The 22830-nt window shown below is 47.3% G+C and carries 38 protein-coding genes; 1 reads left to right on the top strand and 37 read right to left on the bottom strand.

What is annotated here, in order from left to right:
- Positions 1-80: 80 nt before the first annotated feature.
- The 34 genes from I2H39_RS23380 to I2H39_RS23540 all read right to left on the bottom strand — a co-directional run bounded on the left by I2H39_RS23380 (position 81) and on the right by I2H39_RS23540 (position 18782).
- Positions 81-617, bottom strand: a complete 537-nt coding sequence (locus tag I2H39_RS23380; RefSeq protein ID WP_138309927.1) for a L17 family ribosomal protein — start codon at positions 615-617, stop codon at positions 81-83.
- Between the two features lie 193 nt (positions 618-810).
- The gene (locus I2H39_RS23385) at positions 811-1773 is read right to left on the bottom strand and encodes a DNA-directed RNA polymerase subunit alpha (RefSeq protein ID WP_002566486.1); all 963 of its coding nucleotides are present in this window, start codon (positions 1771-1773) and stop codon (positions 811-813) included.
- 173 nt (positions 1774-1946) lie between these two features.
- A complete protein-coding gene (gene rpsD / locus I2H39_RS23390) occupies positions 1947-2540 on the bottom strand; it encodes a 30S ribosomal protein S4 (RefSeq protein ID WP_138309926.1) in 594 nt (197 codons plus the stop codon).
- A gap of 26 nt (positions 2541-2566) precedes the next feature.
- Entirely contained in the window at positions 2567-2971 is a 405-nt protein-coding gene (gene rpsK / locus I2H39_RS23395; protein ID WP_002566488.1) for a 30S ribosomal protein S11, read from the bottom strand.
- 88 nt (positions 2972-3059) lie between these two features.
- Positions 3060-3428, bottom strand: coding sequence for a 30S ribosomal protein S13 (gene rpsM, locus I2H39_RS23400; protein WP_138309925.1), 369 nt, complete (start codon positions 3426-3428; stop codon positions 3060-3062).
- A 26-nt stretch (positions 3429-3454) separates the two neighbouring features.
- Complete coding sequence (gene rpmJ / locus I2H39_RS23405; RefSeq protein WP_003497809.1) at positions 3455-3568, bottom strand: 50S ribosomal protein L36; 114 nt, start codon at positions 3566-3568, stop codon at positions 3455-3457.
- A gap of 257 nt (positions 3569-3825) precedes the next feature.
- Complete coding sequence (gene infA / locus I2H39_RS23410; protein WP_002566490.1) at positions 3826-4044, bottom strand: translation initiation factor IF-1; 219 nt, start codon at positions 4042-4044, stop codon at positions 3826-3828.
- Between the two features lie 13 nt (positions 4045-4057).
- The gene (locus tag I2H39_RS23415; protein WP_138309924.1) at positions 4058-4321 is read right to left on the bottom strand and encodes a KOW domain-containing RNA-binding protein; all 264 of its coding nucleotides are present in this window, start codon (positions 4319-4321) and stop codon (positions 4058-4060) included.
- A gap of 14 nt (positions 4322-4335) precedes the next feature.
- A complete protein-coding gene (map, locus tag I2H39_RS23420) occupies positions 4336-5082 on the bottom strand; it encodes a type I methionyl aminopeptidase (RefSeq protein ID WP_138309923.1) in 747 nt (248 codons plus the stop codon).
- A gap of 3 nt (positions 5083-5085) precedes the next feature.
- On the bottom strand, positions 5086-5730 hold the full coding sequence (locus I2H39_RS23425; protein ID WP_138309922.1) for an adenylate kinase: 645 nt from the start codon (positions 5728-5730) through the stop codon (positions 5086-5088).
- A 296-nt stretch (positions 5731-6026) separates the two neighbouring features.
- A complete protein-coding gene (gene secY / locus I2H39_RS23430; protein WP_138309921.1) occupies positions 6027-7343 on the bottom strand; it encodes a preprotein translocase subunit SecY in 1317 nt (438 codons plus the stop codon).
- The gene (gene rplO / locus I2H39_RS23435) at positions 7343-7783 is read right to left on the bottom strand and encodes a 50S ribosomal protein L15 (protein ID WP_138309920.1); all 441 of its coding nucleotides are present in this window, start codon (positions 7781-7783) and stop codon (positions 7343-7345) included. The genes secY and rplO overlap by 1 nt, the downstream gene beginning before the upstream one ends.
- Before the next feature lie 25 nt (positions 7784-7808).
- On the bottom strand, positions 7809-7991 hold the full coding sequence (gene rpmD / locus I2H39_RS23440; protein ID WP_027642388.1) for a 50S ribosomal protein L30: 183 nt from the start codon (positions 7989-7991) through the stop codon (positions 7809-7811).
- A gap of 15 nt (positions 7992-8006) precedes the next feature.
- Complete coding sequence (rpsE, locus tag I2H39_RS23445) at positions 8007-8516, bottom strand: 30S ribosomal protein S5 (RefSeq protein ID WP_002566497.1); 510 nt, start codon at positions 8514-8516, stop codon at positions 8007-8009.
- A gap of 17 nt (positions 8517-8533) precedes the next feature.
- Positions 8534-8902: a 50S ribosomal protein L18 gene (gene rplR / locus I2H39_RS23450; RefSeq protein WP_027642389.1), complete on the bottom strand. Its 369-nt coding sequence runs from the start codon at positions 8900-8902 to the stop codon at positions 8534-8536.
- A 17-nt stretch (positions 8903-8919) separates the two neighbouring features.
- A complete protein-coding gene (gene rplF / locus I2H39_RS23455) occupies positions 8920-9462 on the bottom strand; it encodes a 50S ribosomal protein L6 (protein ID WP_138309919.1) in 543 nt (180 codons plus the stop codon).
- A gap of 73 nt (positions 9463-9535) precedes the next feature.
- A complete protein-coding gene (gene rpsH, locus I2H39_RS23460; protein ID WP_027642391.1) occupies positions 9536-9937 on the bottom strand; it encodes a 30S ribosomal protein S8 in 402 nt (133 codons plus the stop codon).
- 132 nt (positions 9938-10069) lie between these two features.
- Entirely contained in the window at positions 10070-10255 is a 186-nt protein-coding gene (locus I2H39_RS23465; protein WP_002566501.1) for a type Z 30S ribosomal protein S14, read from the bottom strand.
- A gap of 16 nt (positions 10256-10271) precedes the next feature.
- Entirely contained in the window at positions 10272-10811 is a 540-nt protein-coding gene (gene rplE, locus I2H39_RS23470; protein ID WP_002566502.1) for a 50S ribosomal protein L5, read from the bottom strand.
- A gap of 23 nt (positions 10812-10834) precedes the next feature.
- Positions 10835-11140: a 50S ribosomal protein L24 gene (gene rplX / locus I2H39_RS23475; protein WP_002576421.1), complete on the bottom strand. Its 306-nt coding sequence runs from the start codon at positions 11138-11140 to the stop codon at positions 10835-10837.
- 12 nt (positions 11141-11152) lie between these two features.
- A complete protein-coding gene (gene rplN / locus I2H39_RS23480) occupies positions 11153-11521 on the bottom strand; it encodes a 50S ribosomal protein L14 (protein ID WP_002566504.1) in 369 nt (122 codons plus the stop codon).
- Between the two features lie 24 nt (positions 11522-11545).
- Positions 11546-11821, bottom strand: coding sequence for a 30S ribosomal protein S17 (gene rpsQ / locus I2H39_RS23485; RefSeq protein ID WP_002566505.1), 276 nt, complete (start codon positions 11819-11821; stop codon positions 11546-11548).
- The gene (rpmC, locus tag I2H39_RS23490; RefSeq protein WP_138309918.1) at positions 11821-12024 is read right to left on the bottom strand and encodes a 50S ribosomal protein L29; all 204 of its coding nucleotides are present in this window, start codon (positions 12022-12024) and stop codon (positions 11821-11823) included. The genes rpsQ and rpmC overlap by 1 nt, the downstream gene beginning before the upstream one ends.
- Positions 12014-12451 carry a 50S ribosomal protein L16 gene (rplP, locus tag I2H39_RS23495; protein WP_002566507.1) on the bottom strand — a complete coding sequence of 146 codons (438 nt, stop codon included), beginning with the start codon at positions 12449-12451 and terminating at the stop codon, positions 12014-12016. The genes rpmC and rplP overlap by 11 nt, the downstream gene beginning before the upstream one ends.
- The gene (rpsC, locus tag I2H39_RS23500; protein ID WP_027642395.1) at positions 12451-13107 is read right to left on the bottom strand and encodes a 30S ribosomal protein S3; all 657 of its coding nucleotides are present in this window, start codon (positions 13105-13107) and stop codon (positions 12451-12453) included. The genes rplP and rpsC overlap by 1 nt, the downstream gene beginning before the upstream one ends.
- Before the next feature lie 9 nt (positions 13108-13116).
- Entirely contained in the window at positions 13117-13503 is a 387-nt protein-coding gene (rplV, locus tag I2H39_RS23505) for a 50S ribosomal protein L22 (RefSeq protein WP_002566509.1), read from the bottom strand.
- A gap of 134 nt (positions 13504-13637) precedes the next feature.
- On the bottom strand, positions 13638-13922 hold the full coding sequence (gene rpsS / locus I2H39_RS23510) for a 30S ribosomal protein S19 (RefSeq protein ID WP_002566510.1): 285 nt from the start codon (positions 13920-13922) through the stop codon (positions 13638-13640).
- 20 nt (positions 13923-13942) lie between these two features.
- Entirely contained in the window at positions 13943-14788 is an 846-nt protein-coding gene (gene rplB, locus I2H39_RS23515; RefSeq protein ID WP_027642397.1) for a 50S ribosomal protein L2, read from the bottom strand.
- 150 nt (positions 14789-14938) lie between these two features.
- A complete protein-coding gene (gene rplW / locus I2H39_RS23520) occupies positions 14939-15238 on the bottom strand; it encodes a 50S ribosomal protein L23 (RefSeq protein ID WP_138309917.1) in 300 nt (99 codons plus the stop codon).
- Positions 15238-15858: a 50S ribosomal protein L4 gene (gene rplD / locus I2H39_RS23525; protein WP_138309916.1), complete on the bottom strand. Its 621-nt coding sequence runs from the start codon at positions 15856-15858 to the stop codon at positions 15238-15240. Before rplD ends, rplW begins: the two co-directional genes overlap by 1 nt.
- 28 nt (positions 15859-15886) lie before the next feature.
- The gene (rplC, locus tag I2H39_RS23530; protein ID WP_138309915.1) at positions 15887-16522 is read right to left on the bottom strand and encodes a 50S ribosomal protein L3; all 636 of its coding nucleotides are present in this window, start codon (positions 16520-16522) and stop codon (positions 15887-15889) included.
- A 191-nt stretch (positions 16523-16713) separates the two neighbouring features.
- Complete coding sequence (rpsJ, locus tag I2H39_RS23535) at positions 16714-17031, bottom strand: 30S ribosomal protein S10 (RefSeq protein ID WP_002566515.1); 318 nt, start codon at positions 17029-17031, stop codon at positions 16714-16716.
- Positions 17032-17252: 221 nt separating this feature from the next.
- Entirely contained in the window at positions 17253-17393 is a 141-nt protein-coding gene (locus I2H39_RS28950) for a hypothetical protein (RefSeq protein ID WP_207746947.1), read from the bottom strand.
- 33 nt (positions 17394-17426) lie between these two features.
- Positions 17427-18782: a cell wall-binding protein gene (locus I2H39_RS23540; RefSeq protein ID WP_195627654.1), complete on the bottom strand. Its 1356-nt coding sequence runs from the start codon at positions 18780-18782 to the stop codon at positions 17427-17429.
- A 252-nt stretch (positions 18783-19034) separates the two neighbouring features.
- Here I2H39_RS23540 and I2H39_RS23545 point away from each other — a divergent pair, with 252 nt between their 5' ends.
- The gene (locus I2H39_RS23545) at positions 19035-19895 is read left to right on the top strand and encodes a class I SAM-dependent methyltransferase (protein ID WP_138309912.1); all 861 of its coding nucleotides are present in this window, start codon (positions 19035-19037) and stop codon (positions 19893-19895) included.
- Between the two features lie 99 nt (positions 19896-19994).
- Here the strand turns inward: I2H39_RS23545 and I2H39_RS23550 are convergent, their stop codons facing one another.
- The 3 genes from I2H39_RS23550 to I2H39_RS29695 form a co-directional block, all read right to left on the bottom strand.
- A complete protein-coding gene (locus I2H39_RS23550; RefSeq protein ID WP_195627655.1) occupies positions 19995-20885 on the bottom strand; it encodes a S8 family peptidase in 891 nt (296 codons plus the stop codon).
- A gap of 133 nt (positions 20886-21018) precedes the next feature.
- On the bottom strand, positions 21019-22476 hold the full coding sequence (locus tag I2H39_RS23555; RefSeq protein ID WP_347708603.1) for an adenine deaminase C-terminal domain-containing protein: 1458 nt from the start codon (positions 22474-22476) through the stop codon (positions 21019-21021).
- Complete coding sequence (locus I2H39_RS29695; protein WP_347708604.1) at positions 22443-22754, bottom strand: hypothetical protein; 312 nt, start codon at positions 22752-22754, stop codon at positions 22443-22445. Before I2H39_RS29695 ends, I2H39_RS23555 begins: the two co-directional genes overlap by 34 nt.
- Between the last annotated feature and the right edge of the window lie 76 nt (positions 22755-22830).

Consider the following 22830-nt stretch of genomic DNA (forward strand, 5'->3'; position numbering starts at 1 on the left):
GAACTAAAAGCTAATACAAAAAGGGTATCCCGAGGCAGTTCATGCCCTCCGGGATACCCATAATCTGTTTCTATACGGAATTATACTAATTCAATCAGAACTTCCATAGCGCCATCGCCCTTACGCTGGCCAATCTTAACGATTCTGGTGTAACCACCATTACGGCCTACATACTTAGGAGCAACGTCGTCAAAAATCTTAGCTACCAGGTCAACGGACTTGGTATTTTTCTTCTTTCCTGCAGCAGCAGCCGGAACCTCGGTCACTCCGTAGAGAACCTTTAACATCTGTCTCCTGGCATGCAGTCTGGAAGGCATATCTTTCTTGATTTCCTTCTCTACCTCATCGTATACGGTAACTCTCTTGCCGTCTACAACTTCTTTAACCCTCTTGCCGTCTTTGTCCTTGCGGGCAACCTTAGCGGTAACCTTTACAGTCTCGAAGTTATCCTTCTCCTTAACTGCCATGGCAATCAGACCTTCTGCAACCTTGCGGATTTCCTTTGCACGGGTCTCAGTTGTCCTGATGTGTCCATGATATAACAGCGCTGTTACCTGGCTTCTGATTAAAGCCTTTCTCTGGTCGGAAGTTCTTCCTAATTTTCTATATCCTGCCATTTTATTTTCCTCCATTATTGTGGAACACCTTCACCATGCTTCTTTGGACTTACTGGCATCGGCGTTTTCGCCCACTTATTCTATTTGGCTCTCTCAGTCATGCTTCTTTGGACTTACTGACCGGGAGTAAAGCTCCCTCACTGCGTTCGGTCTGTACGGGAAACGCAAACTCCGCTTCACTGCGTTCGGTCGCTTAGTTGTCGTCGCTTGGATTCAGCTGTAAGCCTAATTCCTTTAACTTAGCCAGCACTTCCTCTAAGGACTTGCGGCCTAAGTTACGAACCTTCATCATATCCTCTGAGGTCCTGTTGCACAGTTCTTCCACTGTGTTGATGCCGGCTCTCTTCAGACAGTTGTAGGAACGAACGGAAAGCTCCAGTTCGTCGATATTCATCTCAAGCACTTTCTCTTTCTCATTGTCTTCCTTCTCTACCATGATTTCAGCGGTCTTGGCATTTTCGGAAAGATCAATGAACAGGTTCAGGTGCTCGCTTAATACCTTGGCGGCCAGGCTGACAGCCTCATCGGGAGCCAGGGTGCCATTGGTATAAATCTCAAGTGTAAGCTTATCGTAGTCCGTCTGCTGTCCCACACGTGTATTGGCTACCGCCATATTCACGCGCTCCACAGGAGTGTAGATGGAATCAACTGCTATGACCCCGATTGGTAAATCGTCGTTCTTATTCTTATCGGCGCTGATATAGCCACGGCCTTTGGTAATGGTAAGCTCCATATAGAACTTGCTGTCTGTGCCGCCGCTTAATGTGGCAATAATCTGGTCGGGATTCATAATCTCGATATCAGCATCTGCCTGGATATCAGCTGCAGTAATTACACCTTCGCCTTCAAATTCAATGTATGCAACCTTGGGCTCATCGGTATCGCTGTTGTTCTTAATCGCTAAGCTTTTGATGTTCATAATAATTTCAGTCACATCTTCCTTAACTCCGGGGATGGAACTGAACTCATGCAAAACGCCATCGATTTTTACCTGACTCACTGCGGCTCCGGGTAAAGAAGAAAGCATGATTCTCCTTAAGGAATTGCCCAGCGTAGTGCCGTAACCTCTCTCAAGTGGTTCAACTACAAACTTGCCGTATCTCTTGTCTTCTGAAATCTCTGCGATTTCAATGTTTGGTTTTTCAAAATCGAACACTAATAGCCCCTCCTTTTTGGGTTTCTATCAAATCTCGAGGGAAATAAAGCACTGCAAAGCAGTGCACTGCCCAAACACAGCCCAAGGCGTAAGTTCGGGTTTTTCATCCTGCAAAGTACGCCTGCCCCACAGAGGACAGGCATACCTTGTACAATTTATAAACAATTGTAGGATTACTTGGAGTACAACTCGACGATAAGCATTTCGTTTACTGGAACATCAATTTCATCCCTGGTCGGCATTTCCTTAACGGTGCCGCGCAGGTTCTCCTGGTCTACATCCAGCCAAGCCGGAACCAGACGTCCTCCGGTTACTTCCAGGATGTCTTTGTATCTCTGTGCGGATTTGTACTTCTCCTTCACTTCGATAACATCGCCGGCCTTAACGCGGTAGGATGGAATGTTAACTGGCTTGCCGTTAACCAGAATGTGCTTATGGTCAACAATCTGTCTTGCTTCTTTACGTGTACGGCCCAGACCCATGCGGAACAGCACGTTGTCCAGTCTGCACTCTAACAGAATCATCAGGTTAGTACCTACCATACCATTCATCTTGGATGCCTTGGCATAGTAATTACGGAAAGGTTTCTCTAATACGCCGTAAATGAACTTGGCTTTCTGCTTTTCTCTTAACTGCATGCCGTATTCACTTAACTTCTTGTTTGTTCTCTTGGATTCTCTGTTGGACTTTTTATCAATTCCTAAATAGATTGGGTCCAGACCAAGGGACCTACATCTTTTAAGAACAGGAACTCTATCTACTGCCACTTTAATTACCTCCTAATTAAAATCAATCAGACTCTTCTACGTTTTGGCGGACGGCATCCGTTATGTGGAACCGGTGTCACGTCCTTAATGCTTGTTACTTCCAGCCCGCATGCCTGAAGGGCGCGGATTGCTGCCTCACGTCCTGAACCAGGACCCTTAACCATAACGTCTACGGATTTTAAGCCATGTACGAGAGCTGCCTTTGTAGCAGTTTCTGCCGCCATCTGAGCTGCATATGGAGTAGATTTTCTTGAACCTCTAAATCCCAGACCGCCGGCACTAGCCCATGATAAAGCGTTACCCTGTGCATCAGTTAATGTAACGATTGTGTTATTAAAAGATGACTGGATATGTGCCTGTCCGCGTTCAACGTTTTTCTTTACACGCTTTTTTGTCACTTTTTTTGCTGTAGTGGACACTTTTTTAGCCATTTTAAACTAACCTACTTTCTCATTTTCTTGAATTCGCTCTTCCTGTTTTTAAAACATGTAAATCGAATTCGGTTACGATGTTACTAAATTACTTTTTCTTGTTTGCTACTGTCTTCCTCGGACCCTTGCAAGTTCTGGCGTTGGTCTTGGTCTTCTGGCCACGAACCGGCAGGCTCTTTCTATGACGGATTCCTCTGTAGCATCCAATTTCCTGAAGTCTCTTGATGTTCATAGCAATCTCTCTACGAAGATCACCTTCAACAGTCTGAGTCTCAGCGATTGTTGTTGCCAGCTTCTTCACCTCATCATCGGTTAAATCCTTAACACGAGTGTCTGGGTTAACGCCAGCTGCTGCTAAGATGCGGTTGGAGCTTGCTCTACCAATACCGTAGATGTAAGTAAGACCGATCTCAACACGTTTTTCTCTTGGTAAGTCAACACCTGAAATACGAGCCATGTGTGTAGTACACCTCCTAATTTTAATTAACCTTGTCTCTGTTTATGCTTTGGATTTTCACAAATTACTCTGATACTGCCTTTTCTCTTTATGATCTTGCATTTTTCGCAGATCGGCTTTACGGATGATCTAACCTTCACAGTAATTCTCCTTTCTATAGACCAACAAAGTTGCTAAAGCATTATATCAAACATTTAGCAATAATGCAAGCACTTTTTTATCTATTGTGTTTTATGTTCTTTTCCCGGCCAGCCGGTGCATTACATGACTGTACCCGCCGGAAAACTGAACTCTGCTTTTACTCTGTCCCGAAGCAGCCGGCATACTGCTTCACCGTATCTCCGGGACACCCGGGCTGCGCCGGGATGTGCCTGGACAGCGCTCCGAAAAACGCCTCTTATTTATCTCTCCAAATGATTCTGCCCTTGGATAAATCATATGGCGACAGCTCAATGGTTACTTTATCTCCCGGCAGGATGCGGATATAGTTCATACGGAGCTTTCCGCTGATATGCGCCAGTACCTGATGGCCGTTTTCCAGTTCAACCTGGAACATGGCGTTGGGCAATTTTTCAATTACGGTTCCTTCAATTTCAATTACGTCTGCTTTTGACATTCTATTTTACCTCCTACTGCCTGCGGCTGCGGATGAAGCCTGCTATCTCTTCATCCCTCACCGCCGCGCCTTCTGTAAGCTTCTTCCTTAAGGTTTCATCGTGCTCATTTATGAGCTGCAAGTGTTTCCTGTTCTTGCGTTTCTGTTTACTTAAAGGGTGTTTCCTGCCGTCTGACAGATAAACATATTCCCCTTGGACACTGATTATGATATACAGTTCATTTTTGTCGTGACCTGCTAAGCTCTTTACCAGGCCGGCTTCCTTAAACTCTACCATAGGGCCACCTCAAACTACAGCGATAAAATCTCAGGTTCGCCATCCGTAATCAGGATGGTGTTCTCATAATGGGATGCCAGAGAGCCGTCCTCTGTCACAACGGTCCAGCCGTCATCCTCCCATACTACATCATAGCGCCCTGCAGTAATCATAGGTTCAATTGCGAGTGTCATTCCGGCAGCCAGCTTAATGCCTTTACGGCGCTGGGCGAAATTTGGAATCTCCGGTGCTTCGTGCATCTCCGTACCGATTCCGTGACCTACCAGGTCCCGGACCACTCCGAAGCCAAAGCTCTCTGCATATTCCTGAATGGCTTTGGAAATATCATTGAGATGATTGCCCGCTTTTGCGTACTTTATACCTTCAAAAAAGCTCTGCTGGGTCACCTCTACCAGTTTCCTGGCCTCCTCACTCACTTCTCCAATCATATGGGTCCTGGCTGCATCGGACTGATATCCCTTCCATATAACGCCTGTATCCAGGCTGACGATATCGCCTTCTTCCAGATAGCGGTGCTTATCCGGAATGCCGTGAACCACCTCATCGTTGATGGATATACACACAGATGCCGGAAAACCCTGATAATTCAGAAAGGATGGAACACATCCATGACTTCTTATCATATCTTCACACATCCGGTCGATTTCTTTGGTAGACATACCCGGTGCCAGACTCTTGCCAAGCTCCTCATGGACCTTTGCAAGTATACGCCCTGCTTCCCGCATTAATTCAATTTCCCGTTCTGATTTAATCGTTACCATTCTTTATGCTCCTAAAATCCTGACAATGGCCTGGAATACTTCTTCCATATCCAATGTGCCATCTACCTCGGCTAAAACGCCTGCCTTTTTATAATACTCTATGAGAGGCTGGGTCTGGTCATGATAGACATCAAGACGCTTTTTAACAGTTTCAGGTTTATCATCATCCCTAAGTACCAGCTGCTGGCCGCATACATCGCAGATTCCCTCTTTTTTAGGCGGATTGTATACGATATGATATGTTGCCCCGCAGGAAAGGCATGCGCGGCGTCCGGACATACGGTTTATGATGTTCTCATCAGGGACATCCACGTTGATTGCATAGTCAATGGCCTCTCCCATGTCGCCCAGGGCCTTTGTAAGACTCTCTGCCTGGGGAATAGTCCTTGGGAATCCGTCCAGTACATATCCGTTTTTGCAGTCCGCCTCATGAATACGGTCAAGCAGCATGCCGATGGTGATTTCATCCGGCACAAGGCCGCCTGCATCCATATAGGACTTAGCTTTCATACCCAGCTCCGTGCCGTTCTTAATATTGGCCCGGAATATATCCCCGGTCGAGATATGGGGAATCTGATATTTTGCTGCAATCTTTTTAGCCTGAGTGCCCTTACCTGCACCAGGTGCGCCTAACATGATAATCTTCATACAACCAATCCTCCTCGTTATGAGCACTTAGCGGGTGTCTTTTGGCCGCTTACGTGCGATACATGTCATCTCCACTTGGTGAGGTCCTCCACGAACCTAGTGGAGTGGCTCGTTATGAGCACTTAGCGGCTGTATTCTAGCCGCTTACATGCGATACATGCCGCTGGCACTTAGTGAGGTCTTCCACGAGCTTAGTGCAGCGGTTCGTTATGAGCACTTAGCAATATGCTATAAATACAACAAATCCGCCCCTGTGGAATACCACAAAGGCAGATTGATTGATTCAACTGTGGTTGTTAATCGTTCAAAAATCCCTTATAATAACGCACAAGCATCTGAGATTCTACTGCTTTGATTGTCTCAAGCACAACGCCCACAATAATAATCAGGGAAGTTCCGGAAAATGAGATTCGGCTCACATTGAGTAAACCAGACGCAAGAATCGGAACAATCGCAATGACTATCAGGCCGCATGCACCAATAAAAACAATATAATTCAATATCTTATTCAAATAATCGCTGGTTGGCTTGCCAGGACGGATGCCTGGGATGAAGCCGCCCTGCTTCTTCATGTTATTGGCCACTTCCAACGGATTAAAGGTAATGGACGTATAGAAGTAAGCAAACATAATCAGCAATGCAATATAAATCACCAGGCCGATGGAGTATATAGGATACTCAGGCCTGCACCATGAACCCGAATTGAGTACCATCAGAATCTTACTGCCGATGGAATTTGGGTCAATCGTAAAGAACTGAGAAATCACCACCGGGAATGACATGATGGAAGAAGCAAAGATTACCGGCATAACACCTGCGGTATTTATCTTCAGTGGGATGTTGGAAGCCTGTCCGCCAACCATCTTACGGCCAACCATCTTCTTGGAATACTGGACCGGAATTCTTCTCTCCGCATCGTTCAGCACGATAACGAAAACTACCATAGCCAGGATAACCAGGGCAATCACTACAACACTGAAAATCATCTTTGTAACCGTCTGTCCGAAAATAAAACGGTAATAAAGGGTCTTCATATCATCCGGCACACTGGACAGGATGTTGAACAACAGTACAATTGAGATACCGTTTCCAACGCCCTTTTCCGTAATCTGCTCGCCAATCCACATGAGCAGGGCACTGCCCGTTGTCATGGTTACAATGGCGATGATGATGTTCCACGCATTATAGTCTATAAGAAGTCCCTGACGTCCGAAGCCGATGGCCATGGCACTTGATTCAATCAGTGCCAGGCCCACGGTGGTGTAACGGGTGTATTCCTGAATCTTCTTTCTTCCGTCCTCGCCATCCTTCTGCAGCTCTTCCAGTTTAGGAATCGCAATGGTCAGCAGCTGGATGATGATGGAAGATGTGATGTATGGCGTAATGCTCAGGGCAAAGATGGACATAGATGAAAATGAACCACCTGTCATGGCATTAAAGAAGCCAAACACATCCGTTGTCTGTTTCGCAAACCAATTCGCAAAGAACGATGTTTCAATTCCAGGAATCGGCAGCTGGCTGCCAAAACGGATGACCACCAGCATCATGAAGGTATAGAGAATCTTAGTACGAAGCTCTTTTACCTTGAATGCATTTCTGATCGTTTTAAACATTAGATCACCTCGCAGGTTCCACCTAAAGCTTCGATTTTAGATTTTGCACCTTCACTGAATGCATTAACCTTAACGGTCAGCTTTTTGGTTAATTCTCCATTTCCAAGAATCTTTACACCATCTCTTGGATTCTTAACGATGCCAGCCTCGATTAAGGTCTCAACCGTAACCTCAGCATCATTATCGAACCTTTCCAGAGCGCTTACGTTAATACCAACAATGGTCTTAGAATTCATATTAGTGAAACCACGCTTTGGCAGACGTCTGTATAAAGGCATCTGTCCGCCTTCAAAGCCAGGTCTTGTTGCTCCGGAACGAGCTTTCTGACCCTTATGGCCCTTACCAGCGGTCTTACCATTACCTGAACCGTGGCCACGGCCTTTTCTAAAATTATCGCTGTGCTTTGAACCTGCAGCAGGCTGTAAATTTGATAACTCCATGACTGCACCTCCTTACTTTATCTGATTAGATTTCTTCCACTTTTACTAAATGCCGCACTGCTGCGACCATGCCTCTGACAGCGCCATTATCTGGCATCTCAACCGTCTTGTGCATCTTGGTCAGTCCAAGAGCCTTAACCGTTGCTTTCTGCTTTGGAACAGCACCGATAGGGGACTTGACTAATGTGATTTTTAATTTCTCTGCCATGTCTTTCTCCTCCTATTAGCCTACGATTTCTTCCACAGATTTGCCGCGCAGTCTTGCGAATTCTTCCGGAGTCTTTAAGGAAGTAAGGCCTGCAAGAGTTGCAAGGACTACATTTGTCTTGTTATTGGACCCTAAAGATTTTGTACGGATGTTCTTGATTCCTGCCATCTCCAGTACGGAACGCGCTGGACCGCCGGCAATAACACCAGTACCTTCAGGAGCTCTCTTCAACAGAACAGCTGCACTTCCGAATTTACCGATAAAATCATGTGGGATACTCTTATTCTCATCTACAGGAATCTCTACCAGATTCTTAATTGCGGCTTCTTTACCTTTGCGGATAGCCTCCGGAACCTCGCCGGCCTTTCCTAAACCTGCGCCAACGTGGCCATTGCCGTCACCAACTACTACCAGAGCGGAAAATCTCATGGTACGTCCACCTTTAACAGTCTTGGATACTCTCTTGATTGCCACTACTTTGTCATTCAGCTCCATCTGACTGGCATCAATAATTGTACGCTTCATGCTTGTTCTCCTCTCTATTAGAAATCCAGACCAGCCTCGCGGGCTGCATCTGCTAATGCCTGAATTTTGCCCTGATATATAAAGCCGCCTCTATCGAAAACAACTTCCTTGATACCTTTTTCAAGGGCTCTCTTTGCAATGACTGTACCTACATATGCTGCAGCTGCCTTATCGTTGGTCTTCTCCAGTTCAGCCTTTACTTCTTTCTCAACTGTGGAAGCAGCAACCAAGGTGTTACCAACCGTATCGTCGATAATTTGAGCATACATATGATTATTACTTCTAAACACTGCCAGACGCGGTCTCTCTGCTGTGCCAGCAAAACGGTTACGCATTCTGTTGTGTTTCTTTACGCGAATTTCGCTTCTTGACTGTTTGTTAACCATTTTTACACTCTCCTTAATTATTTCTTACCAGTCTTACCAACTTTACGTCTGATAACCTCGTCAGCATACTTGATACCCTTGCCCTTGTATGGCTCAGGTCTTCTCTTGTCTCTGATTTCAGCAGCGTATTGGCCAACTTTTTCTTTACTGATACCTTTAACGATAATCTTGTTCTGACCTTCCATAACGGTCTCGATGCCCTCCGGGTCTTCCATCTCTACCGGATGGGAATAGCCCAGGTTCAGGGTAAGCTTCTTGCCCTGCTTAGCGGCTCTGTAACCAACACCGTTAACTTCAAGAACTTTCTCATACCCTTCTGTAACACCATGAATCATGTTGTTAACCAGGGTTCTGGTCAGACCATGTAAAGATTTCATCTTCTTTAAATCGTTTGGTCTGCTTACGATAATCTGTCCGTCTTTCTGCTCGATGGACATCTCTACTGGGAGTTCTCTCTCTAATGTTCCCTTTGGACCTTTTACAGTCACTTTGTTTCCTTCTGCGATTGTAACAGTAACTCCTGCCGGAACCGCAACTGGCATTCTACCTATACGTGACATGCCTTTACCTCCTACTTAAATTCTCGGAAGGAACTGTGCGTTCCTTCTGTTTTCAGTTTCCTCTATCTCACCATTACCAAACAAATGCCAATACTTCGCCGCCAACGCCTAACTGACGTGCTTCCTTATCTGTAATCACGCCCTGATTGGTGGAAATGATAGCGGTACCAAGTCCGCCCAGCACCTTGGGAAGCTCTTCCTTGTTAGCGTATACACGCAGACCCGGTTTGGAGATTCTCTTGATACCGGAAATGATTTTCTCGTTCTTATCTTTGCCATACTTTAAGGTGATTCTGATGGTTGCGAAACCGCCGTCCTCTACCATGTCGTACTTTGCAACATAACCCTCTTTTACCAGGATGTCAGCGATAGCTATTTTCATCTTGGATGAAGGTACGTCTACTGTATCATGTTTTGCAGTATTTGCATTACGGATTCTTGTAAGCATATCTGCAATCGGATCGCTCATTGTCATTTTAAAATGCCTCCTTCTCTATAAATATTCTCCTGTTCCCCACTGCGTTTCATGGGGAATATACTCCTCCCTGCGTTCGGAGTATCGGCTTTCGCACTAAGTTCGTGAACTACCTCACTAAGTGCTTAATGCCTACCAGCTAGCTTTCTTAACGCCAGGAATCTGCCCCTTGTATGCCAACTCGCGGAAACAGATACGGCAGATGCCGTATTTTCTTAAGTATGCATGTGGACGGCCACAGATTCTGCAGCGGTTGTACTCTCTGGTGGAGAATTTAGCCGGACGCTGCTGTTTAATCTTCATTGAAGTCTTAGCCATGAAAGTTTCCTCCTAACTATTTTGCAAACGGCATATTGAATAATGTCAAAAGTTCACGAGCTTCTTCGTCAGTCTTAGCGGTGGTAACGAAGATGATATCCATACCTCTTACCTTGTCAACTTTGTCGTACTCAATCTCAGGGAAGATAAGCTGCTCTTTGATACCGAGCGCATAGTTTCCCCTGCCATCAAATGCGTTAGGGTTAACACCTCTAAAGTCACGTACACGGGGCAGTGCCAGGTTTACCAGACGGTCAAGGAATTCATACATTCTCTCGCCGCGCAGTGTTACCTTGCAGCCGATTGCCATGCCTTCACGGAGCTTAAAGTTAGCAATGGACTTCTTTGCCTTGGTGGTTATAGCCTTCTGTCCGGAGATGATTTCCAAATCCCTTACAGCAGAATCCAGAACCTTGGCATTTTCCTTTGCTTCGCCTACGCCCATGTTGATAACAATCTTATCAAGCTTCGGCACCTGCATAACGTTCTTGTATCCAAATTTTTTCATCAGAGCGTCTACCATCTCGTTCTGATACTGTTCTTTTAATCTAGCCAACGTTTTTTTCCTCCTCTCCTGAATTAGTCGATTACTTTGCCGGTTGTCTTTGCTACGCGAACCTTCTTGCCGTCTTTTTCTTCAAATCCGACCCTGGTTGCCTTGCCGTCTACTACCAGCATTACATTGGAGATATCAATAGGAGCTTCCTGGTTAACGATGCCGCCCTGCGGGTTGCCGGGAGCCTGCTTTGTGTGCTTGGTAACCATGTTGCAGCCCTGAACCAGAATTTTGTTCTTCTTTGTATCAACAGAGATAACTTTTCCCTGCTTATCTTTATCTTTACCTGCGATTACGACTACTAAGTCGTCCTTCTTAATCTTATTCACAGTAACACCTCCTTATAATACTTCGGGAGCTAAGGAGACAATCTTCATGAACTGTTTGTCTCTTAATTCTCTTGCTACAGGCCCAAAGATACGAGTTCCTCTTGGAGTCTTGTCGTCCTTAATAATTACTGCTGCATTCTCATCAAATCTGATGTAAGAACCGTCTTTACGGCGTGCGCCCTTAACGGTACGTACCACTACAGCCTTTACTACATCGCCCTTCTTTACAACACCGCCTGGTGTTGCATCTTTAACGGAAGCAACGATGATATCACCGATATTTGCATATCTTCTGGTTGAACCACCTAATACACGGATGCAGAGAAGTTCTTTTGCACCGGTATTGTCGGCAACTTTAAGTCTTGTTTCCTGCTGAACCATACCTGTTACTCCTTCCTCATCTCATTATCTAGCTTTCTCGATAATCTCAACAAGTCTCCATCTCTTATCCTTGGACAGTGGTCTTGTTTCCATTACTTTAACTGTATCACCGATAGTGCACTCATTCTTTTCATCATGAGCTTTTAACTTAACAGTCTTCTTAACAATCTTACCGATTACAGGATGTTTTACATGGTCCTCGATAGCAACCACAATGGTCTTATCCATCTTGTTGCTGACCACTTTACCGGTACGGGTCTTTCTTAAATTTCTTTCCACGGTAAATGTCTCCTTTCGCATTATGCGTTAGCCTTCTCAGTGATAACAGTCTGGATTCTGGCAATGTTCTTGCGAACTTCTTTAATCCTGGAGGTGTTATCCAGCTGATTGGTTGCATTCTGGAATCTCAAATTGAACAGTTCCTTCTTCGCAGCTACTAACTCTTCATTCAGCTCATTTGCTGACTTGTTCTTTAACTCTTCTACTAATTTATTAGTTTTCACTGTTATCACCGCCTTCTAAATCTGCTTTAGAAACAATCTTACACTTGCATGGCAGCTTGTGCATAGCAAGACGCAGAGCTTCTCTAGCTGTTTCCTCTGGTACGCCAGCGATTTCGAATAATACGCGGCCTGGCTTTACAACTGCTACCCAGTACTCCAGAGCGCCTTTACCGGAACCCATACGGGTTTCTGCTGGCTTTGCTGTTACAGGTTTATCCGGGAAAATCTTAATCCAGACTTTACCGCCACGCTTGATGTAACGGGTCATGGCCACACGGGCAGCCTCAATCTGGTTTGATTTAATCCAACATGGTTCAGTGGAGACTAAACCGTACTCGCCGTTAGAAATCGTGTTGCCTCTTAATGCCTTACCGGCCATGGAACCACGGAACTGCTTACGACGCTTAACTCTCTTAGGCATTAACATTATTTATCGCTCCCTTCCTTGTTTCCTTTAGTAGGAAGAACTTCGCCCTTGTAGATCCATACCTTAACGCCAATCTTGCCGTAGGTGGTATCTGCTTCTGCGAAACCATAGTCAATATCTGCTCTTAATGTCTGAAGCGGGATGGTACCTTCGCTGTAGAATTCGGTACGTGCCATATCAGCTCCACCCAGGCGGCCTGCAACTGCGGTCTTGATACCCTTAACGCCAGCCTTCATGGTTCTGCCCATGGTGGACTTCATTGCACGGCGGAAGGAAACACGGTTTTCCAGCTGTCCTGCGATGGACTCTGCAACCAGCTGTGCATCCCTGTCAGGACGCTTGATTTCCTTGATGTCGATGAACAGCTTCTTGTCGGTCAGCTTCTGAACTTCCTTCTTCAGCTTCTCGATTTCAGAACCACCCTTACCGATAACCACGCCTGGCTTAGCGGTGTAGATGATAATCTTAACCCTGTCAGATGCACGCTCAATTTCAATCTTGGAAATGCCGGCACTGAACAGTCTCTTTTTCAGGAACTTTCTCATATTGTAATCTTCAACCAGGCAGTCAGCAAAATCAGCTTCTGCATACCACTTGGAATCCCAGTCTTTAATAACACCGACTCTTAAGCCGTGTGGATTAACTTTCTGTCCCATATTTGCCTCCTATCTCTCATTCAGAACAACAGTGATGTGGCTCATTCTCTTCTCGATTCTGTAAGCACGTCCCTGAGCTCTTGGTCTGACTCTCTTCATGGTTGGTCCCTGGTTGGCGTAGCACTCTTCAACATAAAGTTTTGCCGGGTCCATTCCGTTATTGTTCTCAGCATTTGCTGCTGCTGATTCCAGTAACTTCTTGATTAAGCTGGAAGCGTATCTGGGATTGTAAGTTACAATACCAAGTGCGGTCTGTAAATCTTTGCCTCTGATGGCATCTAATACAAAGCAAGCCTTCTGGACAGACACTCTTGCGTAAGATAATGTTGCGCTGGGTCTTGTGTCCTTCTGGGCATTTCTTTCTCTCTTGACTTGGGATCTATGTCCTTTTGCCATTGGTAAAACCTCCTTTCAAATCTAAAGCCCTTTTCTGCCGGGCATAATGGTATACCCGGAGGGTATTTCAACTCTGACGCCCCTTCTTTTCAAGGCATAATTGTATACCCGAAGGGTATTTCAATTTCCGTGGATTACTTTCTCACGCCGGACTTCTTCTCGTCTTTGCCGTGACCTCTGTAGGTTCTGGTTGCTACGAATTCGCCCAGCTTATGTCCTACCATATCTTCGGTTACATATACCGGAACGTGTTTCCTGCCGTCATGAACTGCAATTGTGTGACCAACCATCTGAGGGAAGATTGTAGAACGGCGGGACCAGGTCTTGATTACCTGCTTCTGTCCTGCTGCATTCATAGCGTCTACTTTCTTTAACAGATGCGCATCTGCAAATGGTCCTTTTTTCAGTGAACGAGCCATGTGTTCTTAACCTCCTTTAACTATTTGATGGTTCTGCCATCACGTCTTCTTACGATTAACTTGTTAGACTGCTTGTTTTTCTTTCTGGTCTTCAGACCCAGAGCAGGCTTGCCCCATGGTGTGCATGGACCTGGACGTCCGATACCACACTTGCCTTCACCACCACCGTGCGGATGGTCGTTGGGGTTCATGACGGAACCGCGGACCGTAGGTCTGATACCCATGTTGCGCTTCCTGCCAGCTTTACCAATGTTAATCAGGGAGTGCTCACCATTGCCTACAACACCGATTGTTGCGCGGCAGATGATTGGAACCATTCTCATTTCACCTGAAGGTAAACGTAAGGTGGCATACTTGCCTTCCTTAGCCATCAGCTGTGCTGAATTGCCGGCGGAACGGACTAACTGGCCGCCCTTGCCAGGATATAACTCAATGTTGTGCACCTGGGTACCAACCGGGATGTGATACAGCGGCATGCAGTTTCCAAGCTTAGCCTCTGCTGTATCGCCGCTCATAACCTTCATGCCGTCAGTCAAGCCCTGTGGCGCCAGGATGTATGCCTTCTCGCCGTCTGCATAGCAAATCAAAGCGATGTTGGCAGTTCTGTTGGGGTCATACTCGATACCGATAACAGTTGCGGGGATGCCGTCCTTGCTGTTTCTCTTAAAATCAATGATTCTATATTTTCTTCTGCTGCCGCCGCCTCTGTGACGTACAGTGATTTTACCCTGATTGTTACGACCTGCGTTCTTGTTCAGAGATACTACCAGTGATTTCTCCGGAGTGCTCTTTGTGATTTCCTTGAAATCAGAACCGGTCATATGTCTTCTGGAAGGTGTATAAGCATTATACTTCTTAATTCCCATGACATTTAACTCCTTTTCTTTTTCTTTTCACGGCGTATGGCTTTGGTTGGGATATCTGGATATCCCGGATGCCGTATAAGTTCTCCGTCCGGATGTATCCGGCGGGTAAATGTTTTGTTGGATTAAGGCATTCTTAACCGCAACAGGCAATTACAGCCCCTGGAAAATTTCAATCTCTTTGCTGTCTTCTGTCAGCTTAATGATTGCTTTCTTGGACGCAGCTGTCTTGCCGAAGGTCATTCCCCTTCTCTTGGTCTTGCCTTCGCAGTTCATGGTGTTCACGCTGGCAACCTTGGTGCCTGGGAACATCTTCTCAACAGCCTCTTTAATCATAGACTTGTTAGCGTCTACATGTACCATGAAAGTATACTTCTTATCGCCCATGGCATTCATGCTCTTCTCAGTGATGACTGGTTTTAAAATGACGTCATAGTACTTGATATCTGCCATTATGCGTACACCTCCTCGATGGATGCAACAGCAGCCTTGGTAGCCACTACTGTGTTGTACTTCAGAATGTCGTATACGTTGATGGAGCCGACCTGGGAGGTCTTAACGCCTGCAATGTTCCTTGCAGATAATACTGTATTCTGATTATTGTCAGCCAGAACCACCAGAGCCTTGGATACCTTCAGGTTATCCATGACATTCTGGAACTTCCTGGTCTTAATCTCGTCAAACTTAAGCTCATCTACTACGATAAACTTGTTATCCTGAACACGGCTGGTCAGAGCAGACCTGAGTGCAGCTCTCTTTTCCTTCTTGTTCAGTCTGATTGTGTAATCCCTTGGTGTCGGAGCGAATACTACGCCGCCGCCCTTCCACTGAGGAGACCTGGTTGAACCCTGTCTTGCATGACCGGTTCCCTTCTGTCTCCACGGCTTTCTGCCGCCGCCGGAAACCTCAGAACGTGTCTTTGCTTTCTGTGTTCCCTGACGTTTATTTGCAAGCTGTGCAACAACTGCAAGATGTACCAGGTGCTCGTTAACTTCTACACCGAACACGGCATCGTTCAGTTCTAATGTGCCAACTTCTTTACCTTCCATATTGTAAACAGATACGTTTGCCATTTGTGTGTTCCTCCTTTCCTATAAAAGCTTACCTTTCAACCTTAACGGTTTCTTTGATTGTTACCAGGCTCTTCTTTGGTCCTGGTACTGCGCCCTTAACAAGAATCAGGTTATTGTCAACATCAACCTTGACAACCTCCAGATTCTGAACGGTAATCTGCTTGCTGCCCATGTGACCCGGCATTCCCTTGCCCTTGAATACGCGGCCTGGGGTTGTAGCGGAACCGTTGGAACCCTGATGGCGGTGGAACTTGGAACCATGTGCCATAGGTCCTCTGTGCTGTCCAAATCTCTTGATGGCGCCCTGGAAGCCTTTACCCTTGGAAATAGCGGTTGCATCAATCTTATCGCCTGCAGCGAAGATGTCTGCCTTAATCTCATCCTTAACGGAATACTCTTCCGCATTCTCAAACTTGAATTCTCTTACAAACCTCTTGTAAGAAACGCCGGCCTTATCAAAATGGCCTTTCTGGGGCTTGCTGACCAGTTTGTCCCTCTTGTCAACGAAACCAACCTGTACTGCTTTGTAACCATCGTTCTCAGCTGTCTTAACCTGTGTTACCACACATGGTCCTGCCTGAAGTACGGTTACCGGAATTAAAGCACCATTTTCATTGAAAATCTGGGTCATTCCGACTTTTGTTGCCAAAATCGCTTTCTTCATTGTCTTACCTCCTGTTTCATGATCTACAGCGGAATGCTTTCGCATTCATCCTAGAACAGCCTAATATACGTGGAACACTATGAACCGCCTGGCGGTATGTTGATTCCTCAACAGGAAATGCAGTGTTGCTTCTATATTTAAACCCTTCAGGATATAAACATTTTGCTTGAAAACAAAATCTTCGGGATAAATTATTTTGTCTTCATCTTGATGTCGATGTACACACCAGCCGGCATTTCCAGTCTGGACAGTGCATCAACTGTCTTCTGGCTTGGAGCTGTGATATCGATGAGTCTCTTATGAGTCCTCTGCTCGAACTGCTCTCTGGAATCTTTGTACTTATGAACCGCACGCAGAATGGTTACTACCTCTTTCTTGGTTGGTAACGGCACCGGTCCGCTCACCTGTGATCCTGTTTTCTTTACAGTTTCGATGATTTTTCCGGCAGACTGATCTACCAACTGATGATCATAAGCCTTTAAAGTGATTCTCATTACTTGACTTGCCATAAAAAAAGTCGCCTCCTTTTCGCACTTTCAAACCAAGTACGACAAGCGGTGACTGTACACGTTTCCGTGTGTGTCCTAAGAGAACTCCACACTGATTCTGCGCTCTAACATTGCAGTTTCTTTAATTGGTACAGTGACTTGTCGCCAGTTTCCTAACTTGACATTCGCTCCACGGAAAACCTGCCTCACTTTGTGGGCAGCAACCTCACGCTTCAACGCTATCATGCCACAGCCTTTGTATGATAGCACATATTCCAAATAAATGCAAGTATTTTTTTTATTTCTTTTCGGCTTGCTGTTCTGATAAAATAAAAAGGAAAGACTCCCCATTTATTATAGAAGTCTTTCCTTAAATCAATCATTTCAGTCACATACAGCCAGCTGCATCCGGCTGTTTATTCTGTGCAGTATGGCTCTACCGGCTCCTGTGCGTAAGAATCCACATCGCTGTCATCGTCTGCCTTTGTCAGCTCCCCGGAACTGTTGGTTGTGAACTTAACTCCGTCGCTGTTCTTTACATTGCTGCCCTTCATAACCTTGCCGGAGGCGTTAACCACATAGTTTCTGCCCTCCACCCGGTAGCATACGTATTTCTGGCCGTCTGTTGCCTTCTGAAGCTTTCCTTTATAGTATAAGTAGTTATCCTTAACCCCGTTGACGCCCCGTCCATTGTCCAGGAAATAGAAGTCGCTCTTGTTGCCGTCGTCCTCGGTCACCTTCAGCTTTCCCTTCTGGACACAGCTCTTGTTCTTATCCCCAAAGTAGAATGCCGTCCAGTCATCCTCGCCGGAGCCGGTGTAGACTTTTTTAAGTCCATATACCGGATTTCCCAGATGGTTAAACAGATAAGACTTGCCGTTCAGCTTCACTATGTCGCTGGTGGTAAGGCGCTCGGAATCAGCTGCCCTGGGCTTGCCGCTGTTGGTGAAATAAAACCACTCCACCGCTTCCTCATAACCGCTCAGCTCCTCAGGCGGTTCAATGGAATACCATCCAATCTTGGCCTTGCCGTCAGAACCAAAGTACATGAAATCCTCAATGGAATCATTGGTGGTGGATTTTACGTTCTTCCAGCCTGTCTGCATGGCCCCGTTCTCGTCAAAACAGTAATAGGTTCCATCTATCTTACGGGCTGTATAATCCCCGTCCGAACTGTCCGGCGCATACTTTTTACCGTTGGAGGAAAAGTAATACCAGTACCTGCCGTCATCATCGGTCACGCTGTCAATCCCCGGCGTTACCTTATCCCTGTAATCATCATCGTCATCCGGAGGATACAGCTTCTGCCAGCCTGTCCGCATAACGCCGTCAGAACCGGTATAATACATATCATCCAGAATCCAGCCAATCTCCATACGGCCGTCGCCGTTAAAATGGTACCACTTATTATCAATTTTCTTCCAGGCGTCCGTAATTACCTTGCCGCTGCTGCTGAAATAATACCACTCATATTCACCCTGGTCGCCGGTAAGCTTAAGCCATTTATCCGTAAGCATGATACCGTTGCTGTCCATGTAATAATCAGACTCAACCCATGCATTGGTGGCCATAACGCCCTCGCCGTTCAGATAGCGCCACTGGTTGTCCGCCCCTTTTTTCCATGTATTATATATTTTATTCCCATTGGAGTCATAGTAGACCCAGGTGCTCCCCGATTGAGACCAGCCCTCTGCCGCCAGGGCAGATATCGTAGCCGTACCAAAGGACAGCACTGCTGCCAGGGCCCACACTGCCACCATCTTTTTCTTCATATGCTCAGCTCCTCTTCCCATCTGCATTCACGCACATCAGCCCTGTTTCCACAGAGGCTGATAATCCTATGGTATATTGTATCAAGGCTCCCTCAATTATTCAACCTAATTTATCTTTCAATTCTATTACAATTTAGCTGAACCGTGCCTATTTTTCCGAAAATGTACCGAATACTTGACGGAGCCGCAACATTTAGACTATACTCATTACTATCAGTATTATATATGGAAGAAACGAGGTTAAACAAATATATGTGGCTTGCAGATGAGTGGAAGGATTATGAAGTGATAGACTGTTCAAAGGGCGAAAAACTGGAGCGCTGGGGTGACTACCTGCTGGTGCGCCCGGACCCCCAGGTCATATGGGACACCCCCAGGAACCACAGAGGCTGGAAGAAAATGAACGGCCACTATCACCGCAGCAGCAAGGGCGGAGGCGAGTGGGAATTCTTCCATCTTCCTGAGCAGTGGTCCATTGGCTACAAAGGGCTCACATTTAATCTGAAGCCCTTCAGTTTTAAACACACCGGCCTGTTTCCTGAGCAGGCTGCAAACTGGGACTGGTTCGGAGCCAGAATCCGCGGTGCAGGACGCCCGGTCAAGGTGCTGAACCTGTTTGCATACACCGGCGGAGCCACCCTGGCTGCGGCAAAGGCAGGCGCCAATGTCACTCATGTGGACGCCTCCAAGGGCATGGTGGCCTGGGCCAAGGAAAACGCCCAGTCCTCAGGCCTGTCCGAAGCTCCCATCCGCTGGATTGTGGATGACTGCGTGAAATTCGTGGAACGGGAAATCCGCAGGGGCAATCACTACGATGCAGTCATCATGGACCCGCCCTCCTATGGCCGCGGGCCAAAGGGGGAAATCTGGAAAATAGAAGATGCCATTCACCCCCTTGTCAAGCTGTGCGCACAGCTGTTGTCGGACAAGCCCCTGTTCTTCCTCATTAATTCCTATACCACAGGACTGGCTCCCGCAGTTCTCTCCTACATGATAGGCGTGGAAATTGTTCCCCGTTTCGGCGGGACCGTATGCGCAGAGGAGGTTGGCCTGCCGGTCACCCAGACAGGTCTGGTGCTGCCCTGCGGTGCGTCCGGCCGCTGGGAAGCATAGCACAGGGAAAAAGCCCTGCAGCAGATATATTCCTGCTGCGGGGCTTTTCCGTATTCTTCCTGTTCTTATCTGTTTTCTTCTGTTACCGTCTGCATCTTCCTACTCCAGCAGCCTCCCCACATCCAGCTTTCCCCACCCCTGCTGGTTATGCGGAAGTCCCAGGTCCAGGGCGCGTTCTCTGATGCGCAGCTTCACATCCTTGTTGCTCATATCCGGATACTTCTCCAGCAGCAGGGCTATGGCGCCCGACACAAGGGGCGTGGACATGCTGGTGCCTGATTTTGAAAAATATTTGCCGGGCTCATTGCAGCAGCTGATAATGCCTGAGCCCGGCGCTACCAAATCCGGCTTGCAGACACAAGCCAGTGTGGGGCCTCTTCCGGAGTAATCCACCATACGGCTTCCCATGACATCCACCTCCTTGTGGTCGTCCGAGCAGCCCACTGTAATGACCTTGCGGCTGATACCGGGCGTTGTGATAGTCATCCGGCCCGGCCCATGGTTGCCGGCTGCCACCACCACCACCAGGCCGTCATCCCATGCAGCATTCACGCCCCGCACCAGAATGGAGTTCTCCGTCATGTCCCTGCGCGACAGGGAGCCCACGGAGATGTTTACTATACGGATATTATATCTGTCCCGGTTTTCACGTATCCATTTAAGGCCGGTAAGCACATCCGTGGCATATCCGTTTCCCTTCTGGTCCAGTACCTTCACTGATATGAGACTGCATCCCGGAGCCACTCCTCTGTATTTTCCTTCGGAGGAGATACCGCTTCCCCCAATCATTGCAGCTATATGGGTGCCATGGCCATTGTCGTCATAGGGCAGTGCCCGGTGGTTTACAAAATCAGCAAAGGCTGTCACTCTATCCTTGAAATCCTCATGGAGGTAAATGCCGGTGTCCAGTACAGCCACACCCACTCCTCTACCCGTAATACCCATGGAATAAACTTCTTCACAATTAATGTCTTCTCTCGCCTGATTCACATCACGATTTTCTCCTTTTTTATTAGGATATTCTATCATGAAGGAATCTGTGCCATGGCGCCAGTCACTGCGGACCGGCAGTCATGGCTGTCAGGCAGCCCAGACCGCCTGAAAGGCCCAGTAAATACTTACCTTAAAATGAGGAAGGAACCTGCGCCTGCCGGTCCACATCTATTATACCGTAGGTATTGATTCTCAGCTTTGGGATAACAGGAAGACTTACAAATGCCAGGGTCATGAATGGGTCTATATCGCTGCTGATTCCAAGCTCTCTTGTCCGGGTCTTCAGCGCCTCCAGCTGTTCATCCACCTCCTGTACGGATAACCGGCTCATGATGCCGCCAATAGGAAGGGCAAGCTCACCCAGTACTTCTCCATCCAATACCACGGCCAGGCCTCCGCCGTTCTTTCTCACTGTATTGGCAGCCAATACCATATCATTATCATTGGTCCCCACCACAATCAGGTTGTGGGAATCATGGGCAACGCTGGTGGCCACAGCCCCCTTCTTAAGACCGTATCCGCCTACAAACCCCAGTCCCCTGTGCCCGGTATGAAGGTGGCGTTCAAACACCGCTGCCTTCACAATATCCTGCTCCGTATTGACGCCGGGAGCCAGTCCCGGCATATCCTGCCAGGGCACAAGACGCTCCTCTGTGAGGAGTTCGTGGGGCTTAAACTGTATCACCCGCTGCATGGTCCCCTTCCGCTCCAGCACCAGGTCTTCCTGAGTGACCTCATCCATATGGAACGAATCAAACACCCTTGGAAAGGCAGTTTCCCGGCCGCTGGCTGCAGAGTCTGCAAAAGAGCCGGGACCGTCATCTGATGCCGGGACACCGCAATCTGTTATCATGGCACCATCCTTGGCCGCCAGAACGCCGTCCTTGTACACTACTTCCACCCGGAACTCCTTCAAATCCCCAAGCACTGCCAAATCTGCTCTCAGACCGGGCATGACAGCTCCCCTGTCCTTCAGTCCGAAATACCGGGCCGCATTAAAGGTTCCCATCTTAATGGCCCGTATGGGGTCTGCTCCCAGGGATACAGCCTTGCGGATGATGTAATCAATATGTCCCATGGAAATCAGGTCGCCGGGATGTTTATCATCTGTCACCAGCATGCACCGCTCATAATAGGGAGCTTCAAACAGCGGCATCAGAGCTTCCAGGTTTCGGGCAGCTGTTCCTTCCCGTATCATAATCCACTGTCCTCTTCCGAATTTCTCCAGCGCCTCCCCTGCGTCCGAACACTCATGGTCCGACCAGACCCCGGAACACACATAGGCATTCAGCTGGTTTCCTCCCAGGAAAGGCGCATGGCCGTCTATGACCTTGCCCCTGGTTCCCGCCTCTCTCAGCTTCTCCAGCAGGTCCTCCTGGCCCGCTACCACCCCCACTGAATTCATTACCTCTGCCAGTCCCAGAACCCTGGGATTCTCATAATATGGTTTTATATCCTCCGCCCCCAGCACGGCTCCGGACTCATCCAGTCCAGTGGAGGGCACGCAGGAAGGCATCACGAAAAATGCATCCAGGGCCAGTCCCTCCGTGGCCTTTAACATATAATCCACGCCCTGGCAGCCTGCCACGTTGCCAATCTCATGGGGGTCGGTGACACCATGGAGCTTTCAATATGTATATGCCCGTCAATAAAGCCGGGACAGATAAACCTGCCTGCCATGTCTATATTGGTAAGTCCGTCGTATTCTCCTATACCGGCTATGCAGCCGTCCTCAATGGCTATGTCCCCAACCTCTGTGCGCTCCGTAAATACATTGACGATTGTTCCCCCTTTCAGCACAAGGGATGCTTTCCTTCTTCCGGAAGCAACGTCCATCATTTTCTTTAAATCATTGTATTGTCTCACACAAATACCTCCTTCTGTCTATTCTTCCCCCAATGTATTTGATATCATAATACTATAATCGATATAAAAGTACAAT

It is taken from the genome of Clostridium sp. 1001283B150225_161107_B6, from assembly GCF_015556325.1.
Taxonomy (GTDB): domain Bacteria; phylum Bacillota; class Clostridia; order Lachnospirales; family Lachnospiraceae; genus Enterocloster.

Bases quoted from the DNA above. Each gene is read 5' to 3' on its own strand.
- rpsK (WP_002566488.1), bottom strand. From the start codon at position 2,971: ATGGCTAAAAAAGTGTCCACTACAGCAAAAAAAGTGACAAAAAAGCGT.
- map (WP_138309923.1), bottom strand. From the start codon at position 5,082: ATGGTAACGATTAAATCAGAACGGGAAATTGAATTAATGCGGGAAGCA.
- rpsS (WP_002566510.1), bottom strand. From the start codon at position 13,922: ATGGCTCGTTCACTGAAAAAAGGACCATTTGCAGATGCGCATCTGTTA.
- rpsH (WP_027642391.1), bottom strand. From the start codon at position 9,937: ATGACAATGAGCGATCCGATTGCAGATATGCTTACAAGAATCCGTAAT.
- I2H39_RS23465 (WP_002566501.1), bottom strand. From the start codon at position 10,255: ATGGCTAAGACTTCAATGAAGATTAAACAGCAGCGTCCGGCTAAATTC.
- rplR (WP_027642389.1), bottom strand. From the start codon at position 8,902: ATGGTTAACAAACAGTCAAGAAGCGAAATTCGCGTAAAGAAACACAAC.
- rpmD (WP_027642388.1), bottom strand. From the start codon at position 7,991: ATGGCAGAGAAATTAAAAATCACATTAGTCAAGTCCCCTATCGGTGCT.
- rpsC (WP_027642395.1), bottom strand. From the start codon at position 13,107: ATGGGACAGAAAGTTAATCCACACGGCTTAAGAGTCGGTGTTATTAAA.
- rplF (WP_138309919.1), bottom strand. From the start codon at position 9,462: ATGTCACGTATAGGTAGAATGCCAGTTGCGGTTCCGGCAGGAGTTACT.
- infA (WP_002566490.1), bottom strand. From the start codon at position 4,044: ATGTCAAAAGCAGACGTAATTGAAATTGAAGGAACCGTAATTGAAAAA.
- rplW (WP_138309917.1), bottom strand. From the start codon at position 15,238: ATGGCAGATATCAAGTACTATGACGTCATTTTAAAACCAGTCATCACT.
- rplB (WP_027642397.1), bottom strand. From the start codon at position 14,788: ATGGGAATTAAGAAGTATAATGCTTATACACCTTCCAGAAGACATATG.
- rpsM (WP_138309925.1), bottom strand. From the start codon at position 3,428: ATGGCTCGTATTTCAGGTGTTGACTTACCAAGAGAAAAACGTGTTGAG.
- secY (WP_138309921.1), bottom strand. From the start codon at position 7,343: ATGTTTAAAACGATCAGAAATGCATTCAAGGTAAAAGAGCTTCGTACT.
- rpsQ (WP_002566505.1), bottom strand. From the start codon at position 11,821: ATGCGAAAGGAGACATTTACCGTGGAAAGAAATTTAAGAAAGACCCGT.
- rplN (WP_002566504.1), bottom strand. From the start codon at position 11,521: ATGGTTCAGCAGGAAACAAGACTTAAAGTTGCCGACAATACCGGTGCA.
- rplD (WP_138309916.1), bottom strand. From the start codon at position 15,858: ATGGCAAACGTATCTGTTTACAATATGGAAGGTAAAGAAGTTGGCACA.
- rpsE (WP_002566497.1), bottom strand. From the start codon at position 8,516: ATGAAGCGTACAATTATTGATGCCAGTCAGATGGAGCTGAATGACAAA.
- rplC (WP_138309915.1), bottom strand. From the start codon at position 16,522: ATGAAGAAAGCGATTTTGGCAACAAAAGTCGGAATGACCCAGATTTTC.
- rpsJ (WP_002566515.1), bottom strand. From the start codon at position 17,031: ATGGCAAGTCAAGTAATGAGAATCACTTTAAAGGCTTATGATCATCAG.
- I2H39_RS23380 (WP_138309927.1), bottom strand. From the start codon at position 617: ATGGCAGGATATAGAAAATTAGGAAGAACTTCCGACCAGAGAAAGGCT.
- I2H39_RS23545 (WP_138309912.1), top strand. From the start codon at position 19,035: ATGTGGCTTGCAGATGAGTGGAAGGATTATGAAGTGATAGACTGTTCA.
- rplO (WP_138309920.1), bottom strand. From the start codon at position 7,783: ATGGAGTTATCAAATTTACAGCCTGCTGCAGGTTCAAAGCACAGCGAT.
- rplP (WP_002566507.1), bottom strand. From the start codon at position 12,451: ATGTTAATGCCTAAGAGAGTTAAGCGTCGTAAGCAGTTCCGTGGTTCC.
- I2H39_RS23425 (WP_138309922.1), bottom strand. From the start codon at position 5,730: ATGAAGATTATCATGTTAGGCGCACCTGGTGCAGGTAAGGGCACTCAG.
- rplV (WP_002566509.1), bottom strand. From the start codon at position 13,503: ATGGCAAAAGGACATAGATCCCAAGTCAAGAGAGAAAGAAATGCCCAG.
- I2H39_RS28950 (WP_207746947.1), bottom strand. From the start codon at position 17,393: ATGATTGATTTAAGGAAAGACTTCTATAATAAATGGGGAGTCTTTCCT.
- I2H39_RS23540 (WP_195627654.1), bottom strand. From the start codon at position 18,782: ATGAAGAAAAAGATGGTGGCAGTGTGGGCCCTGGCAGCAGTGCTGTCC.
- I2H39_RS23415 (WP_138309924.1), bottom strand. From the start codon at position 4,321: ATGGTAGAGTTTAAGGAAGCCGGCCTGGTAAAGAGCTTAGCAGGTCAC.